This window comes from Sporosarcina sp. SAFN-010 (genome assembly GCF_059415065.1).
Genome location: NZ_JBPFDS010000006.1, coordinates 39,953 through 56,910, shown reverse-complemented (window position 1 = coordinate 56,910; position 16,958 = coordinate 39,953). Strand labels below are relative to the sequence as shown.

At 35.7% G+C, this 16,958-nt stretch carries 17 protein-coding genes; 2 read left to right on the top strand and 15 right to left on the bottom strand.

Annotation, left to right across the window (positions count from 1 at the left end; all coding sequences use genetic code 11):
* Positions 1-154 precede the first annotated feature (154 nt).
* The 4 genes from ACR65F_RS08715 to ACR65F_RS08700 form a co-directional block, all read right to left on the bottom strand.
* Positions 155-1,453: an FtsW/RodA/SpoVE family cell cycle protein gene (locus ACR65F_RS08715; RefSeq protein ID WP_440504097.1), complete on the bottom strand. Its 1,299-nt coding sequence runs from the start codon at positions 1,451-1,453 to the stop codon at positions 155-157.
* Positions 1,443-1,841: a helix-turn-helix transcriptional regulator gene (locus ACR65F_RS08710; RefSeq protein ID WP_039041388.1), complete on the bottom strand. Its 399-nt coding sequence runs from the start codon at positions 1,839-1,841 to the stop codon at positions 1,443-1,445. Before ACR65F_RS08710 ends, ACR65F_RS08715 begins: the two co-directional genes overlap by 11 nt.
* A 1-nt stretch (position 1,842) precedes the next feature.
* Complete coding sequence (locus tag ACR65F_RS08705) at positions 1,843-2,379, bottom strand: sigma-70 family RNA polymerase sigma factor (RefSeq protein ID WP_440504095.1); 537 nt, start codon at positions 2,377-2,379, stop codon at positions 1,843-1,845.
* A gap of 427 nt (positions 2,380-2,806) precedes the next feature.
* Positions 2,807-3,685: a LysR family transcriptional regulator gene (locus tag ACR65F_RS08700; RefSeq protein ID WP_440504093.1), complete on the bottom strand. Its 879-nt coding sequence runs from the start codon at positions 3,683-3,685 to the stop codon at positions 2,807-2,809.
* Positions 3,686-3,819: 134 nt separating this feature from the next.
* On the opposite strand from ACR65F_RS08700, the gene ACR65F_RS08695 reads away from it, so the two are divergent.
* Positions 3,820-5,010 (top strand): coenzyme F420-0:L-glutamate ligase, encoded by a 1,191-nt coding sequence (locus ACR65F_RS08695; RefSeq protein WP_440504091.1) that lies wholly within the window; start codon positions 3,820-3,822, stop codon positions 5,008-5,010.
* Between the two features lie 435 nt (positions 5,011-5,445).
* On the opposite strand, the gene ACR65F_RS08690 is transcribed toward ACR65F_RS08695, so the two are convergent.
* The 10 genes from ACR65F_RS08690 to ACR65F_RS08645 all read right to left on the bottom strand — a co-directional run bounded on the left by ACR65F_RS08690 (position 5,446) and on the right by ACR65F_RS08645 (position 15,246).
* Positions 5,446-6,159: a DUF8548 family protein gene (locus tag ACR65F_RS08690; protein ID WP_440504089.1), complete on the bottom strand. Its 714-nt coding sequence runs from the start codon at positions 6,157-6,159 to the stop codon at positions 5,446-5,448.
* A gap of 438 nt (positions 6,160-6,597) precedes the next feature.
* The gene (locus tag ACR65F_RS08685; protein WP_440504088.1) at positions 6,598-6,903 is read right to left on the bottom strand and encodes a hypothetical protein; all 306 of its coding nucleotides are present in this window, start codon (positions 6,901-6,903) and stop codon (positions 6,598-6,600) included.
* An 83-nt stretch (positions 6,904-6,986) separates the two neighbouring features.
* Positions 6,987-8,627: a recombinase family protein gene (locus ACR65F_RS08680; RefSeq protein ID WP_440504086.1), complete on the bottom strand. Its 1,641-nt coding sequence runs from the start codon at positions 8,625-8,627 to the stop codon at positions 6,987-6,989.
* Between the two features lie 286 nt (positions 8,628-8,913).
* Positions 8,914-10,608, bottom strand: a complete 1,695-nt coding sequence (locus ACR65F_RS08675; RefSeq protein WP_440504085.1) for a DNA primase family protein — start codon at positions 10,606-10,608, stop codon at positions 8,914-8,916.
* A 73-nt stretch (positions 10,609-10,681) separates the two neighbouring features.
* Positions 10,682-11,242 carry a hypothetical protein gene (locus ACR65F_RS08670; RefSeq protein ID WP_440504083.1) on the bottom strand — a complete coding sequence of 187 codons (561 nt, stop codon included), beginning with the start codon at positions 11,240-11,242 and terminating at the stop codon, positions 10,682-10,684.
* Positions 11,243-11,508: 266 nt separating this feature from the next.
* The gene (locus ACR65F_RS08665) at positions 11,509-12,363 is read right to left on the bottom strand and encodes a hypothetical protein (protein ID WP_440504081.1); all 855 of its coding nucleotides are present in this window, start codon (positions 12,361-12,363) and stop codon (positions 11,509-11,511) included.
* Between the two features lie 223 nt (positions 12,364-12,586).
* The gene (locus ACR65F_RS08660) at positions 12,587-12,892 is read right to left on the bottom strand and encodes a hypothetical protein (protein WP_440504079.1); all 306 of its coding nucleotides are present in this window, start codon (positions 12,890-12,892) and stop codon (positions 12,587-12,589) included.
* Between the two features lie 62 nt (positions 12,893-12,954).
* A complete protein-coding gene (locus ACR65F_RS08655; protein ID WP_440504078.1) occupies positions 12,955-13,476 on the bottom strand; it encodes a DUF1643 domain-containing protein in 522 nt (173 codons plus the stop codon).
* A 100-nt stretch (positions 13,477-13,576) separates the two neighbouring features.
* Positions 13,577-13,807: a hypothetical protein gene (locus tag ACR65F_RS08650; protein WP_440504077.1), complete on the bottom strand. Its 231-nt coding sequence runs from the start codon at positions 13,805-13,807 to the stop codon at positions 13,577-13,579.
* 200 nt (positions 13,808-14,007) lie between these two features.
* Positions 14,008-15,246: a DNA cytosine methyltransferase gene (locus tag ACR65F_RS08645; RefSeq protein ID WP_440504076.1), complete on the bottom strand. Its 1,239-nt coding sequence runs from the start codon at positions 15,244-15,246 to the stop codon at positions 14,008-14,010.
* Between the two features lie 205 nt (positions 15,247-15,451).
* Here ACR65F_RS08645 and ACR65F_RS08640 point away from each other — a divergent pair, with 205 nt between their 5' ends.
* A complete protein-coding gene (locus ACR65F_RS08640) occupies positions 15,452-16,354 on the top strand; it encodes an HNH endonuclease (RefSeq protein ID WP_440504074.1) in 903 nt (300 codons plus the stop codon).
* Between the two features lie 62 nt (positions 16,355-16,416).
* Here the strand turns inward: ACR65F_RS08640 and rlmH are convergent, their stop codons facing one another.
* Positions 16,417-16,896: a 23S rRNA (pseudouridine(1915)-N(3))-methyltransferase RlmH gene (gene rlmH / locus ACR65F_RS08635; RefSeq protein ID WP_440504072.1), complete on the bottom strand. Its 480-nt coding sequence runs from the start codon at positions 16,894-16,896 to the stop codon at positions 16,417-16,419.
* Between the last annotated feature and the right edge of the window lie 62 nt (positions 16,897-16,958).

Here is a 16,958-nt window from a genome sequence, read left to right as displayed (position 1 = left end):
AAGCACAGTTTGATACAGCACTTTTATAAGTCCAACTAAGTCTCAATTTTGGGCTTTCTAGTGGGCTATCCTTCATTACCATTTTAAATATGAATTTTTCTGACGCTATTACAAATCGCGAAAAAGCGGATATAGGCTTTTCATACGGCTTTCTTTAAGCTGAAAATACTTGTTTTCCGATGTACGCTTTTCGTCGATAGACACTTAAGACTAAGCCGATTAAAAAGGCATTTAGCAGTAATGGTGTAATTCCGTAGCTAATAAATGGTAACGGCACACCTGTTAGTGGTAAGAACCCAAACACCATGAAAATCGAGTAAATACTTTGAAAGCTGTATAATGCCACTGCTGCTAAAACCAGTAGTTTACCAAATGATTGTGGCATTGTACGAACCATCCATAAAATGCGTAGTGCAACAGCGAGTATGACAATAATAACTGCGATTCCTGCAACATAGCCATACGATTGAATCAGCTGTACCAGTGCGTAATCAGTATGTGCTTCCGGTACATAGTACATCGTCTCCGCACCGAACCAGCCAGCTCCTGCGAGTACTGTTCTTAAATGAAGCATCATGTAACCTGCTGAATCCGCGTATAATTCAGGATGTAAAAATGCTGCAATGCGCTCTGTTTGGTAAGGCACAAGTAAATAGTTATAGGCATATACACTATACGCCAATAGTGCTAATCCAAGTCCCCCTGCTACTAAAAATACATAAAGCTTCACTTTTCGATTGAAATAGCTAAAGCTAAACAATACAGCTACAACTCCAATAAATAAAAGCATTACAGCAGGATTCGCTATCATTATGAAAAAGAATAACGGAAGTAGAAATAATCCTATCAGTGTCCAACCTTTCCATTTACGTTCAGTAAAAAATCCTGCAAAAGCTACTAATAATAATGGTAGTACCGCCCATGGCTGAATACGAATTGGACCTATTGTAAATATTGCCTGCCCATTAACAAAGTCGGTCGGCATAAACCATAAACTAGATAAAAACAACAGCCCAACCCCATAAATTAGCATACTAAAGCGTTGCAATTTACGATAATCGAAATACATGATGACAGCTATTCCTGCAATGGCTAGTATAATATGTATAATTTTATGTTCGACAAAGTAACGATTCATACCTGATCCAAATTGTTGACTAAAATCCGTCGTTAAAATCGGTATAAAGCTTACGAGAATTAATAACATTACTGCACCAATTAGCCAGAAATCCCACTTTGGCCTATGAATTTTGTCCATCGATTTCCCAAGCTGTGAAGCAGAGCCCATTTCTGCAATCGCTTTTTGCTCAGCTTCTTTTGGTGAGTGGCCTTTATTCACCCAGGCTTGTTTGGAATTAGTCAGATGGTGCTGCAATTCTTCTTCTACATAGCTTCGTGCCTCTTTTGAACGAATATAGCTTGTGACTTGCTGCAGAAATTGTTTACTCGACATGCATTCGCACCCCCCAAATTAATTCTTTAACGGATAGCTTTACATGTGCATTATCTTCTTGTAATTGCTTTTTCCCGAGCTTTGTTAATTGATAATACTTCACACCACTTTCCCACCTTGCAGAAAGCCATTGGTTCTGCTCGGCTTCATGTAAAATCGAATAAATAGTTCCTTCATTGTTAACAATTTGTTCTACACCGCGTACATGCAGCATTTGCGTTAACTCCGTGCCTGATTTTAATTCTGTAAGCATGGATAAAATTGTTTGTTTTAGGGGCACAATGTGTAATTGGTTATGTATTTGCTTTTGATGCTTTGCCATGAATTCTACTTTATTAAAGACAGTTTGATCGACTGCTTTTTTCAAATTTTTTAAGCGTTCTTCCACCTTAATCACGCTCCAGTCGTTTTTTTAATGATTGTTTTGCTTTTCGAAGTCTCGTTTTTACCGTACTTTCGTTTAGCTGCAGGACGTCTGCTATTTCCTTCATTGATTGCTCTTCGTAATAACATAAATAGATCACTTCACGGTACTTCACCGGTAGCGCGAACACGGCTCGTGCTAACTCATCGTCTTGTTGCTGCTGAATAACCTGCTGCTCGACACAATCCCCACTATTCACTTGTGTGAATATGTTTTCTTCAGTCACATGCACATTTTTTGCATACCAACTTTTCAAATAATCTTTTGAATGATTAATCGCAATGCGCCATAACCAAGTTTTCATTGAGGAATTAAACTGGAAGGTTGGCAATGCTTTATAGCACTTCACAAAAATTTCTTGTGTTAAATCTTCTGCAATAGGGAGGTTATGTACGTACTGCATAACAAGCTGTAATATATCTTGACCATAATCGTTCATTAGTTCATCGATGATTGTTTCATACGGAAGTAATTTCGCTTGTATAATTGAGTAACTACCCATTCCATGCCCTCCCTTCATAACATTAGACGAGTGCCGACTGTTATTAGTTTTCTTTTTATTTACAATAAAATTTACTATGCAGCACCTTCGAGTAATTGTGATGAAAAAGAATTTTCTTTTAGTATGCCGCAGCATTTGAAATGGATAATGTCATTTGTTGATTTTATTCGCGTCAAATAAAAATATCGTTCTCACTTAAAAGTTTGGTGACGCATTAAAAACCACTTCAACACTGCTAATTCTAAGTGTGAGGCATTTTTAAATACTGATTTATAATTATTGAGACGAAAATATTTAAAATTTAACTAAAACAAAAATCACCTAGAGTGTTGATATATCAACACTCTAGGTGATTCTCTTCAAAACCGCACTTACGTATGGTCTGGTTCTCCATACTACATGTTAATGAGTATTTTCAGCTTCGGCATTATTTTATAAGTTCTATAAATCTCTTTGCAGCACGCGTTAATGGAACGTTCTCTAAATAACATAGGCCAATAATCCTCTTTGGAATTTCCTCTACTAGCTGTATCTCGTATAATTCCCCACTCTCTAAATATTTTTTTGAGAACTCCTTGATTACACACGAAATCCCTAAATTTATTTTTGCGAATTCTAAAACCAAATCAAAAGATCCTAATTCAAATACAGGTGAAAATTGAAAACCCTTCTTTTCAAAGAAATGCTCCACAAACAATCGTGAATTCGATTTCTTTTCTAAAAAAATGAGTGGCATTCTCATTAAATACTCAAAACTAACCGGTTGTTCAGTAAGAGTTTTATATTTTTCTCCGCAAACAAAGATATCTTGAATTTCCTTACAGGGAATGACTTGTAGATTTTCCTCATTGATTGGTAAATTACACACACCAATATCTACCTTTCCTGATTTAATTAAGTCACAAATTTCTGTTGTAGTTCCATTTAATATATTTAATTTGATCCCAGGATATCCCTTATGGAATTTTTCCAAGTAAGGTAATAAGAAATAGCGAGAGATGGTGTCTCCAACTCCGATTCGTAATTGTCCAGTCTTTAATGATTTAAATTCTAAAAGTTTGTCTTCTGCAGCGTTTATGATTCCCAATGCTGACTTTATATGCTCATTCAACAGTTCTCCTTCAATTGTTAATACCACTCCTTTTGATGTTCGATGGAAAAGCAGAATATCTAGTTCTTTCTCCAATTTCGATATAGATTGACTAACAGCTGGTTGGGTCATGTAAAGTTCTTGTGCTGCTTTTGAAAAACTTTTATTAGCGCTAACAACGTTAAATATACGGTATAAATCCAATTTCCCTATCATATAAGCCCTCCTTATATCTGATATAATGAATATTAATTTTACTTATATCACTTTGTAAGGGTATAGTAAACATATAATGTTTATATATATGGACATAATTATAGTAAACATACTCGATTAGAGGAGAGATTAAATTGACAAGAGCCGTTGGAACAGTAGTTCGTGGGCTTCGCAGTCCCATCATCAACCAAGGTGACAATATGGAACAAATCACTGTTGACACAGTATTAAATGCAGCAAATCTCGAAGGCTTTACGATAGAGGATCGCGATATTGTTACAATTACTGAATCCATTGTCGCTCGGGCGCAGGGAAACTATGCGACAGTTGATCATATAGCAACAGATATAAAAACTAAATTCGGCGATGATACAATTGGTGTCATTTTCCCGATTCTTAGTCGTAACCGATTTGCAAACTGCTTGAGAGGGATTGCAAAAGGAGCAAAAAAAATAGTCTTAATGCTAAGCTATCCTTCTGATGAAGTGGGGAATCACCTGGTAGACATCGATGAGCTAGACGCGAAAGGCATCAATCCATGGACGGATGTATTAACTGAAGCCCAGTTCCGTGAACATTTCGGTTATGGCAAACATACTTTCACAGGCGTTGACTACATCGAATACTATAAATCCTTGATTGAAGCTGAAGGTGCAACTTGTGAAGTTATCTTCTCTAATAATCCAAAAACAATTCTGGACTATACAAAGAATGTTTTAACATGTGATATTCACTCACGCGTAAGAACAAAACGTATATTAACAAACAATGGTGCTGAAAAAGTATATGGTCTAGATGATGTTCTTTCAAAATCAATTAACGGCAGCGGCTTTAATGAAGCATATGGCCTACTTGGTTCAAATAAAGCAACCGAAGACAGTGTAAAACTATTTCCGAACAACTGCCAACCAGTCGTTGATGGAATTCAAGCAAAAATTAAAGAATTAACTGGTAAAACTATTGAAGTAATGGTTTATGGCGATGGAGCATTTAAAGATCCTGTGGGTAAGATTTGGGAGCTTGCGGATCCAGTAGTATCACCTGCTTATACAAAAGGACTTGACGGTACTCCAAACGAAGTGAAACTAAAGTACTTGGCAGATAATAACTTCTCTCACCTACATGGTGAAGAGTTAAACCAAGCTATTACTGAATTCATCCAGAATAAAAAAGAAGACCTAGTAGGTTCAATGGAAGCACAAGGTACTACACCTCGTAAACTAACTGACCTAATTGGATCTTTATCTGATTTAACTTCAGGAAGTGGAGATAAAGGAACTCCAATTGTCTATATTAAGGGTTACTTCGATAACTTTACAAAATAAACTCATAAGAAAAGGATGCCTCTTTAAACGAGGCATCCTTTTCTTATGTTACGAATCAACTAGCATTCTCGCGTTAGTTAATAATCTACTTTGCAAATGGATGCTTATTGTCATGTGTTACATCACTACTTAATTATTATTTTTAAATGAAGCAAGCGTTAACTCCATAGGCTAGTCATCAACTAAGCAATTGCCCCGGAACAGATTTCTCGGCATATTAAGCGCGGGAGCCTGTCCCGTTACTTTTCCCTTGTATAACCAATTTCGAGAAATAGCGTTGATGTTTTGTTATCGAAGCAAGAGATTCATTAAGATTTGTGAGGCAGCACTTTTTGCTAATGCAAATAGTGCTTAATTAAAACCTAATTTACTTATGGTATGGTTCCCCGTAATGTATCTAAGTGAGGTTTTTATAAAGTAAGGTTTGATTAATCGTTATCTGTCGTTTCTAGCATAGTTCCATATTTGATAATCTAGTAAACGAGGAGTAATATTTGAATATTGGTTCCCCAGTAATTCGCTAGAACGTTCAAGAAGATTTTGGGCTTCATCAATCCTTACGCCTCTTTTCAATACCTTCTCTAGGAAGCGAACGACCATTCTATCGGGCTTTATCCACTTATCTTCTCCAGCTAACATATAGAAGTAAACAAGTGAAATTCCACTTTTTTGTCCTGGTATTGATTTTATTTCACTTTCAAAGTCTGCATTTCCATAGAGCACTTTTACATCCTGTAAATAATTCACTTTATACTTTTGAAGTACTTTACTAAATCTATAAACCGCTTCAGTTTTCAAAATTCCATTAACAGAAGACGTTCTTTGTCTATTAGCAAATACTTTTTCAGCATATTCGTTAATGCCTGGCTTCTCTAAGGACGCTATAAAATCAACTATAGATAATTGTTCCGTAATATTTGGGTAATCTATTCCTGGGCGTCTTGATTCAAGATTAAAATAGTTACTAAATCTGTCTACTACATTTTTTACTCCTTCATAACGGACTCCAATAGAAAAAACCGAATCTATTACACAATACGGAACGCTTGTGTAATAATACTCTGCTGGAAGTTCAGCATCATCTAACTCTAATTCTCTACTGCAAAAATCAGCTATTAGTTCTATATCTTGAATTGAAATTCCTTGCATCTTAACAATCCTCCAGAAAAAATATATATTCTAATTGATACACTTATTATACTTGATAGGGTAGTATTTTAGTTGCTTCATTTTTCTCTAACAACTTATGGAATCGCACCACGATATTCCATATAGAAAATCATAAATGGTTATATTCCTCTTTATTTTGTATTATTATTACTTCTATCTACAATATCTGTTACTAAGCAAGACAGTACTCCAACCACTGTTCCAACAACAAAATACGGCATTATTTTCCCTCCTTCATATTCTTTTTGATTGTTGCGTAAATAGAAATACCAAATGCAAATCCTGCTTTAAATAAATCAATTGGTTTCATCTGTTCAATAGGTAACTTCAATGATAACTACCTCCCCACCATTAAATATAGACAAAATAAAAAGACTATATCTTTATAGTCCCTTACAACGGCATAAGTGTTTTTGCTCATTCATCATTAGCCTCAATAAAGACGATTGGCTTAATCAATTCGTCTTCTCTTACTAAAACAATTTCAATATCCTGTACCCTCTGCTTATCCTGTATTAAATAAACAATGTTCGGTGCACCCCCATCATAGAAGAACTTCCAGCAAGTTACTTCCCCAGTAATTTCACTAGGTATTGTAGCTCTAATTTCTTCATTTTGAATATCAGTTAAGGCTACTACCTTAACGTCTACTTTCCAGTCCTTCACTACTAAGTGTGGATGATTCTCCTCTAAATAACTTCTAAATACACTAATTACGCTCATTTCTAATCATTCCTTTTTGGTTAATTGGTTGTTACTTATGAACACTCCTCAAATACAATAGCCCTGCTTAATACTCACCTCCTTTAAATAGCAATCAAAATAGAAAAAGGAGCGGATGACTCATCATTAGATAAGTCATCCGCTCCTATTTTTAATTCTTCCAATATGGAGTTGTTAAGCATCAACTGAATGCTTTCAATTTTTCTATCTTCCCCAATGGTGATTTTATGAATAATCAAGTGATACAGCCGTTTTCGCTGTTCTCGTGTTAATGCTTTTTTAAAAGCCAAGGAAAAGTTCGTTAACACATCTTTAATTACTTCATATGACACATTTTCAACTGTATTCCCTGCCATCTGCTTTCTTAGAGGCTCTATTTGTTCCCTCAATCGATGGAGTTCTTCTTCAAGATTTCTAGCTTTGTCCGCATACATTGCTTTAGAAATTAATTCATCCGTATAAGCATCAAACGTCTTAGATAGCTTGTTCTCTAAATCCTTCATCTGTTTCTGATACAAATCGTATTCTCTCTGCAAAGGAGCAAACATCTCTTCATTACGACCGTTCACCCTTTTCACAAGCTCTTTAATGAGGTTATCACTACGCATTAATCGTTGTAGCTTTTCCAGTACAAAAGCATCTGCATACTCCGTTCGCACACCATTGGAGCGACAGACTAGCGTACCTTTATTTTTCCATGCCCCACAAACGTAATATTCAAGTACACGCTTTGTACCGTCCTTTAAGGTGTTTGTAGTTCGACCAATGACCATTCCAGCTCCACAAACTGGACATCTCATAATACCTGTCAACGGAAATTCACCATCATGGACTCGGTTTGGTTTACATGAACGACTCTTATACACACTTTGTGCAATCGACCACATTTCCTCTGTTATGATTGGCTCATGTTCTGCTTTCTGTATTATTGGGTCGGGATTTATATTATTTCTCCGTTTCTCATTCCAATCTCTACGGACATTGTAACGAATGTACCCTGCATATACAGGGTTCGTCACAATCGTTTTAATCGCATTCAACGAAAATGTATTTCCTTTTTTCGTTACGTATCCTTTTTTATTGATGCAGTTTGCAATTGATTTATACCCATGACCAGAAGTGTACATTTGAAAGATAAACCGCACCATGTTTGCTTCCTTCTCATTGACCACGAGATGTGTTTCTTTTCGTTTCTTATTATCGTTTGGTAACTCTACAACATCATAGCCAAGCACTTGTCCACCATTCCAACGACCTTCTTTGGCTCTAGCAAGCATCCCCATTTTCACGTTTTCTGCAATGTTGTTACGCTCGTATTCAGCGATAGCAGCCATCATTTGAAACTGTAATTTACCAGTCGGCGTTTCCGTTTCATACTTTTCTGTGTAAGAGCGAAAGGCAATATTTTTGCTGTTTAGCTTTTCAACAATATTCATCAAGTCCAAGCTTTTTCTTGCTAACCGATTCATCTTCCAAACTAAAACTATATCAAATTTCTTTTTCTCAACGTCTGCAAGTAATCGTTGGACTGACGGTCTGCCAGTAATATTTTTACCACTAATCCCTCTGTCAACATACTCATCATAAATAAAATACCCCTCGTGTTCACAAAAGTCTTTTAGGATACGAATTTGCTCATCAATACTGTAACCTTCTTCTGCTTGTTCTGTAGTAGAAACACGAGCATAAATAGCTACCCTTTTTTGGTTACTATCATATGACATATTTATCACTCCGTTTCGGACTTTTCATCATTACTTAGTATCAAATAGCTTGCTACCATTTCGGCTAAAATATCTAACACCTGACTATATTGATATTCCTTTGATTCTTGCCCCATCTTTCCTGCCCCCACATCTACTATTATAATAATATATATTTGGAAATAGTTTTGATTCACTGGGGGTCGAGGTGGTCTGTTGTTTCCAAAGTTTTCGTTTGAAAAATTTAGTAATAATTATTTCTTGAAGAGAACTTTTACTTTTACACACCACCCACACCCCCGCTTTTTTAAAAACGAACTGTTACTGGCAATGATAACGATTGAGTACCTTCATCTAATCCGACAATTGTTAAACCTTCATAATAAATCGTACCTCTAACCTTCTTTTTGGAAATGGCAATGGCTTCATTCTCCAATACAATTTTTAAATACCTCCAAAAATTTTGTTTGGACTTTGTCCCTTTATCATCTATACCTTGTAAACTCAACCAAAGTAAATACTTCTCGTGGAATTCAGCCTGTCTGGTCCTACCACCTTCAGTTACCTGTACGTGTTCTAAAAAGAACTCTTTTACAGGATTCTGTTCCGCATAGTAAGCTTGATGGCTATGTTCAATAGCTTTACACGAACTGAATTGATACTTATTTTGCTTTAATTGATGCAAGCCTATCATTGCCCAATTCAATATGCCTGATAGTTCTTCCAGTAATTCATTAGTGAGATTTACATTCCGCTCTTCAGGTTTAAATGTTCTTCTAAAAGGAATAATCATGAGCTTTCTAAAGTAGCCGTTTGTAACATCCATAGAATCTGGCAAGCTGTTTACTAGAAAGACTAATTTACAGTGCGGTTTGTAGGCGATAGATGACCGATATTTAACTTCGATGTTAATAACATCGCCACTTACAATTGCCTTGAAGTTTTCTGTTTTTAGTGCTTTTCCACCTAACTCATTTTCAGCCGCAATATTTACAGATTTATTAATGAGTCCTTCCAGACCAAAACGTTGACCAAACTCAGCTAACGGAATACTACTAATATTTTCTTTTCCCACTAGATGTGTAATGATGGTGGCAAGTACACTCTTTCCATTCGCACCTCCACCAAACAAATAGAAGGCTTTTTCAGCTTTGGTTTCACCTGATAATATATAACCCAGAAATTCTTGTATTACAGTAATAAGTTCTGCATCATTTAATGTAATATCTCGTAGAAAGCTTTGAAACTTAGGTGCTTCAGCTTGTGGATTGAAATCGATTGGTATTTGTACTGTAGACAAATAACTCGCTGAATGTGGTAGTAACTTCATCGTATTTAGATTTAACATACCGTTTGTTAGGTTAATGAAGTCTTTTTGGTTATTCATCTCATCAACAGTAACTGCTTCACGCAATAACGCCTTAACGGCTTCTGCTTCGTATGAGCTTTTCCAACTATTCCAGACACCTTCATGCATTACAATTCGAATAATTTTACCTAACTCTACTTCAAGTAGTTCTTCATAGACACCTTTATAATTGTACAGAAACAGGCGACCATCTTTTGTAGAGCGCATACTACAACGAGTGACAAAATGCTTCGCAAAAGCATTCGCATTGAACTTAAATTTATTTTGCTCTTCATCATAGTAGAATCCCCGACCCTCTGCATTACTGACTTGGACAATGGACATTATCTCCATCACAAGTTCTTCCGAAATTAGGCTATCGGAAATAGGTAGGGCTGATTTATATAACCGTGCGCTTTCATAAGGTGGTGTTTGATTAAAACCATACAACAATGCATTAAAGTACTGCTCACTACCTTCTGAAACTACCAATTGTAAAGCTGTGACTAGGATAGATAGTTGCTCGGCTTCCTGAATACTCTCAAGAAGCTTTTTCGTTTTTTCACTCGTTGCAAGTAGTCGCATATTTTTTACTTGGTAAGGAGTTAAAAATGATGCAACTAGCATTTCATCTAATTCTTTATTCTGATTCATATGTATTAATTTCTCCTTTAAGCGGACGGCTAAATGCGTCCGCATTGGTTTTTATTTTTTTCCGTACTCGTCTTTAGTAACAATTTTGTACACTCGTAATTTCAACTTGGTCATAAACAGCGCCTGAAGCCGCCTGATAGTGAAAAATTGTACAACTACCACTTAATCCAACCAATTGGTCGAGGGTAATATTTTGACCATCAAAAATTGTTCTGAAATGTGACATCAATTTCATGAATTGAGAATCTACCTTAGTCGAAAGTGTATAAGGTACAGTAATTTCCATTGGCGATTCCCAGCCATATTTGGAAATAGCATAAGTAATAAAGACTTGGTCATAATTGCCGTACTGACCAACCACACCATTACGCATTTTCAGGTTAATGATATTAAAATAGTAGTCAGAACCTTCCTGAAGTTGTGCCGTTCTAATTATTTTAGTACCTTGTGTTGTAAATGAAATCATACGGCAATTAGGTGCCTGATTTCCTTCTAAGTTTTCATTAGTCATTGGAGGTCCAATAACTTTGCCTGGCTGTGAATTAACAAAAGCGTTAGTTGCATTCATTCCGTTGTTTTCCTCCAATGTTGTATTGATAGGCTGGTCTAAATTGTACTGATTATATTGATTCATCTGGTTCAGCTCCTTGCTCTGTTGTGTATTTTTCGTAATGTTCAGATTGCATTCACTTAAAGGGATTTTAGATTTTCTAAGCATTTTTCTACACTCTCCTATTAATAATTTATTGTGATTTTTTCGAATCACTATTTTCTTTCTGTAACAAATCATATCAATCGATATAAACATTATTTAGTAGGGGGAAAAAAATAGTTTTCCCCCCCTACTCAAGAAATATAAAAAGCCACCATGAAAATGGCAGCTAATTAAAGTAATTATTCTTATTTATGGAGCTCTTTTATTGCTTTTTCCAACACTGATTTACTATCATCATAGGTTATATCATCAGGATTCTCGTTTTTGCTAATAGCTTGCATTACCTTATCTTCAATCTCTTCATGACGGATTTCGCTAAACATATCTGTCACTTCACCAAATTCCATAAAGGATTGGTAAATCCTTTTCTCTAAATAGTCGTACAGTTCAATTACATCATTTTCATTAAGTAATCGAGCAACATAATCACTGTCATCGAAATCATATAATTCATCACTATAATTTTCTACTTCATATATCTCCTTTTTTTGTAGACTATCGTTTTCATTACCTAAATTTTCAAATGTCCCATATCGTAATTCTGCCTCTTTTAACAACCTGCTAAATTTATCAATTAAACGGTTATGTCTCTCTATTGAAAAATACTGATGTTGTGAAAAGATTTCCAACCTTATTTTCTCTTTTTGACCACTATCCTTAACATCCTTAGTGCTATATTCAACTAGTCCATTCACCAATTCAACCCATTGAGAATAAGGTAAACCTTCAAGCCCACATTTCCTGATTACTTTCACTGGTTTTGAAGTAAAGTTTAGAAGTAAATATTTTATGTATTTCTTTGATTCAATTGGTATTGCAAATTCCCTGCCATTCTTTATAGCATTTTTATCAACTCCTTTAACCTTGAGAAGTTCAGTCAGCCTTTTTACCTGCTCTTTCTTATGGTTGTCAAAAACATTCCTTTTCTCCTCTACTACTTTTATATTTCCATCTTCTTCTCTTATTACGCAGTCGTTGTTACTTTCCAGTGCAATTTCTTTTGAAATTTGATACATAGTAACAGTTTCTTTTAAGTCCATTATCATACGCTCCAGTCTTAGGGGTATAGGGGGAATGAGAATCAAAAAAAATTCAGTTATTCTCATTGTTTATCTTACTACTGTTTTTTCATTTGTTCATCTTAACATTGAAACAACATGTTGATTTTACTTTTCACTTGCACCCTTAGTTCATTTTCAGGAAGGAAAAAATCGGTAAATTAAATGCAAAAAAAAGAGCTGATTCCGCTCTTTTCTCATTGTATTACTCTGAAAGTATTTCTTGATATACATTTAGCCCATCCTTTAAACAAATTAAAAAGAGTGGATAGTTCGTGTCGGCATCTGAAGCCACACAAACTATCCACTCATTTTCAATTGTATCGTATACGCATGTGTGCAAAAGAACTAGTTCAGTCGCTACTTCCAGCAATGCTTCCGCTACTAGATTCTTATCCAACTCCTCTTTGTAAAGCAGAACTGACTCTTCCCCTACCTGTTCTTCGTCCACTTCAATCCCATATTCAGATGCCATAAACATTGCAAAATGTTCAATATTAAAGTAACACACAATTATCCCTCCTAAAATGGATTCAATGAAATTATATATGCTTATATTTTTAGTTGAAACGCTTAGTTAACTGGCTCTGAAGGCAAGATTTCATAGGGAACTAACTTCCATTCATTTTTGACTGCCGGATAAAGTGGATGAAAGCCCCTTCTACCTTTAGGGCATTCTATTTGAAGAATAGTTGCTTTCTTGTCGAGCAAAATAGCAACAATCATATGCAATCGCTTTTGTGCCTCTTTGTTGGTTTCACTACCTGTACCAACTGCAATGATGATATCATCTACCTTTTCAACTTCTTCTTGTACACATTTCAAATTTTCAGTTGCAGACTCGTTTGTATCATTGCATTCAAGTGACGGAAACAAATTCATTATAATGACTGAGCCATAATCTAATTTTGCGAGATTATTCATTACATACATTGTTGTTTGGTCTTGCACAATCTCATCTGCTTGACCTGCATTTTTCATTAATACAAGTGCTCTTCTCTTGTTCTTATCCCACTCTTTTCTAACAACATACTTACTTTTCATTTCGGCATCATACGTGACCTCTGTTTTAATTATACTTTTTATTACTTTCACTGTTTTGCGCTCCTTTCAGTAGCAGCAATTTTTGTCCCAAATAAATAAAAGTCTAAGTATCATAATCGATACTTAGACTTAAAATGTTTATATTCTACAATTAGTTATGATTAAACTCGTCAACCTCTGTCTGAGCTTCTTGTTCGGTTTTAAAAATCCAGCTACCGAAGAACTCAGCACTTTCTCCATTTAAGTCGTAACCTGTATTTTCATCAATACCCACAAAAACTTGTTTTACTACTTCTTTTCCATCCTCGACTTTTTCAGCCTTCTCTTTTTCCAAAAATAATACATCGTGTATCCGCCACATTCGTTGCACATATTTCTTCATTTCATAGCCACTCCTCAACTTTATCGCAAACAAATTTCTAAAGCCTAGATTTCTTTGATAATTGTAGACTTGGACATGCAAAGCCTTACTCATTACCTCATGTATCCTATATCCATGAATGAATTATTACTATATTAGTAACACCGCTAAGCAATTCCTTTGAGTACATATCACCAACTAGCTCTTTTTTAGAGTTAAATCTACCCGAAAGCTAAAGTAGTTTGTATACTAAATACACTAATATCATCAAGAGTTTCCCTTAAAGAAATTGCAATTTGATATGCTAACATTGGTGGAACCGCATTTCCAATTTGTTTAAACATATGTGACTGAGAACCCTGAAAAATAAAGTTATCAGGAAAGCTTTGCAACCTTGCTGCTTCTCTTATTGATAAGGACCGTGCTTGTTCCCTATCAGGATGAATGAAAGCTAAACCATCTTTGTGTAAATGAGCAATTATTGTTGGTGATGGACGTTCCCAATTAAGTTTTCTATAAAAGTCGTCGAATCCATTTCTCAAACGTACTGGTAACTCCTTAAAACCATTATCCCTAAGATAGGCAGTTATCTCATCTAAATCAAGTTCTCTTAGTTTTTGAAAAGGCGCTAGTCTGCGGAATATCTCTCTGTCACGGGGATTATTGTATCTTGTAAGGTGATTATAGGCGTAACCTTTTTCGTAATTATTATCTCGACGCAATTCAAGAGCATTTTCATTGAGCATAGTTAAAAATGAATTGTGTTCTATTTGATGGACGGTTTTATTCTCTCCATCCTTCACTCCTAAAGCAGGTAAATCTCCAATTGCATCTCTTACTGTATAGAATTCATTTTCATGTAAGACTGGTTCTGGAAATTGAAAGTCAATGTCTTCAAAATCACCTCGAACCCCAACGAAGAACACTCTCTCTCTCTTTTGAGGGACCCCAAACTCAACTGCTCTCAAGATTGTTGAAGTAACCCTATAACCAATGTATCTACCTTCAGGGTCATCATGAGAAAAATCATTTTCAATATTTTCTCTTATTGCTCCTTCTTGCATAGTAAAAAGTCCTGGAACATTCTCCATTAAAAACATTTTAGGTTGATAATAACGAACGTATTTTACAAATTCTTTGTACAAACTATTCCGAGGGTCCTCTCCAAATTCTCCAAAGTCACTTGTTCCCAATCGTGTACCTATAGAGGAAAACCCTTGGCATGGGGGACCACCAATAATTAAATCATAGTTTGAGATTTGAGTCTGAAGCTCCAACTTTTCTGGACTTAGTTCAGTCAAATCTCCTTGAATTATTATAGTTTCAGGATGGTTTTTTCGTTGTGTTTCGCAAGCTTTTTCATCAATTTCTATTGATACTGCAACTTCATAGTCAGCTTGTAAAAAACCTTCACTGAGACCTCCACATCCTGAGAATAAATCTAAAACTTTATACTTCATAAGTTTCACCTTTTTAATTTTGATATTGTAATCATATCATCTTTCCTGAAAAAACGCTAATCAATTGAAACGTGCGTTCTTATTTCTCCCCGACTATTCCCTGTTCAAATTAATAATATAACCGGTTTTACCCGATAAATATATATTGACTTACCCGATTTTACCCTGTATTATATGAATTACTAAAGATGAAAGGGATGGTCGTATGGGTTGGATGAAAGATGAGTTACTTGAAGTAATAGGAGCTGAGATTGGAGCTGCTTCTCCCATTACTCAGCGTGAAGCTACTGGAGATAAAAGTGTTACACTTGATACATTTGAAAAAAGCGTTTTACAAACTTCTTATCCTGATATGGACTTTCCCAGAAAAGGTGGAACAACAGATAGCAGTAGCTCCAAGAACTTTAAGTTCTTTGTTCATGCTTACAATGACTTGGAGAATTTTAATTTAAGAACTGTTTCTATTGTTTACCCAAAAAGAACTGGGAACGAGATTCGATTGTACTTTAATAAGGCTTCGGAGTTTACAATCGATACTGACACGTTTAATCAGAAAGCAGTTGAAGATGAGCCATTTTGGTATGTTTTCAAAAAGGCTGGTGAAGAGTTTCCTCATATCGGGATGGCTGACTCTAAATTTCTTGAGGAGTACGCTACTCAACATGTTGATTTATTAATAAATGAAGATATTGATGACATTTCATACCAAGCGGCTCTCCAAAACGAATTAGGGAAGAAAAGAGTCCTGACTAGCTCTGCTCAATTCAAAAGAAACATGCAAGAATCAGCCCAAGCCTTAGTAAAAGCAAATTTCTCTTGTGAAGTTGACCCAACCCACGTCACTTTTTTATCAGCTTCTTCAGGCAAGCCTTTCGTAGAAGGGCACCACTTAATTCCTTTATCGTTGCAAGATGAATTTGAACACAGTATTGATATTAAGGAAAATATAGTCGCGCTCTGCCCGAATTGTCATCGCCTCTTACATCATGGTATCAATGATGATAAAGAAGAATTATTGTTTAAACTATGGACAGAAAGAAAAGAACTTTTGAAGAAAAAGGGAATTAAGGTTGAAATCCAAACCTTCCTAGGCTTTTATCTCAAATAAAAAAGTCGCTCAGTTCAAACAAGAACTGAGTGATTTTTTTTATCTTTGTATAAAAACCTCATTTACTTGTGGTACGGTTCATTCCTCATAATTCTAAACCCTCGATACACCTGCTCCAACAAAATCAGCTTCATCAACTGATGCGGGAATGTCATCTTCGAAAACGACAGCAGCTCATCCGCTCGCTTATAGACATCTGCATGTAATCCTAGGGATCCTCCAATGACAAAGGTGATTTTGCTTTTACCGTAAGTCATCAGTGATTGCAGATTTTCTGCTAGTTGCTCGGATGTTTTCTGTTTTCCTTCGATCGCTAATGCAATGACATGGGCATCTGGTGAAACTTTCGCCAGAATGCGATCTGCTTCTTTTTTCTTGACGATTTCCATATCAGCTTCGCTTAATTGCTCGGGTGCTTTTTCATCCGCCACTTCGATCAAGTCGATTTTGGCATACGCACCGAGTCGCTTTGCATACTCCTCGATGCCCATTTTCAAATACTTCTCTTTCAGTTTTCCCACAGTCACAATTGTAATATTCACAGCCTTGTCCACCTTTTTTGAAAAGTTATACACCGAAGTTATACACATATCCACAGCCATCT

Coding starts and splice junctions, on each gene's coding strand:
- ACR65F_RS08675 (WP_440504085.1), bottom strand. CDS start 10,608: ATGAATCAGAATAAAGAATTAGATGAAATGCTAGTTGCATCATTTTTA.
- ACR65F_RS08680 (WP_440504086.1), bottom strand. CDS start 8,627: ATGTCATATGATAGTAACCAAAAAAGGGTAGCTATTTATGCTCGTGTT.
- ACR65F_RS08690 (WP_440504089.1), bottom strand. CDS start 6,159: ATGCAAGGAATTTCAATTCAAGATATAGAACTAATAGCTGATTTTTGC.
- ACR65F_RS08650 (WP_440504077.1), bottom strand. CDS start 13,807: ATGAAGAAATATGTGCAACGAATGTGGCGGATACACGATGTATTATTT.
- ACR65F_RS08700 (WP_440504093.1), bottom strand. CDS start 3,685: ATGATAGGGAAATTGGATTTATACCGTATATTTAACGTTGTTAGCGCT.
- ACR65F_RS08670 (WP_440504083.1), bottom strand. CDS start 11,242: ATGAATCAATATAATCAGTACAATTTAGACCAGCCTATCAATACAACA.
- ACR65F_RS08685 (WP_440504088.1), bottom strand. CDS start 6,903: ATGAGCGTAATTAGTGTATTTAGAAGTTATTTAGAGGAGAATCATCCA.
- ACR65F_RS08640 (WP_440504074.1), top strand. CDS start 15,452: ATGGGTTGGATGAAAGATGAGTTACTTGAAGTAATAGGAGCTGAGATT.
- ACR65F_RS08705 (WP_440504095.1), bottom strand. CDS start 2,379: ATGGGTAGTTACTCAATTATACAAGCGAAATTACTTCCGTATGAAACA.
- ACR65F_RS08645 (WP_440504076.1), bottom strand. CDS start 15,246: ATGAAGTATAAAGTTTTAGATTTATTCTCAGGATGTGGAGGTCTCAGT.
- ACR65F_RS08715 (WP_440504097.1), bottom strand. CDS start 1,453: ATGTCGAGTAAACAATTTCTGCAGCAAGTCACAAGCTATATTCGTTCA.
- ACR65F_RS08665 (WP_440504081.1), bottom strand. CDS start 12,363: ATGGACTTAAAAGAAACTGTTACTATGTATCAAATTTCAAAAGAAATT.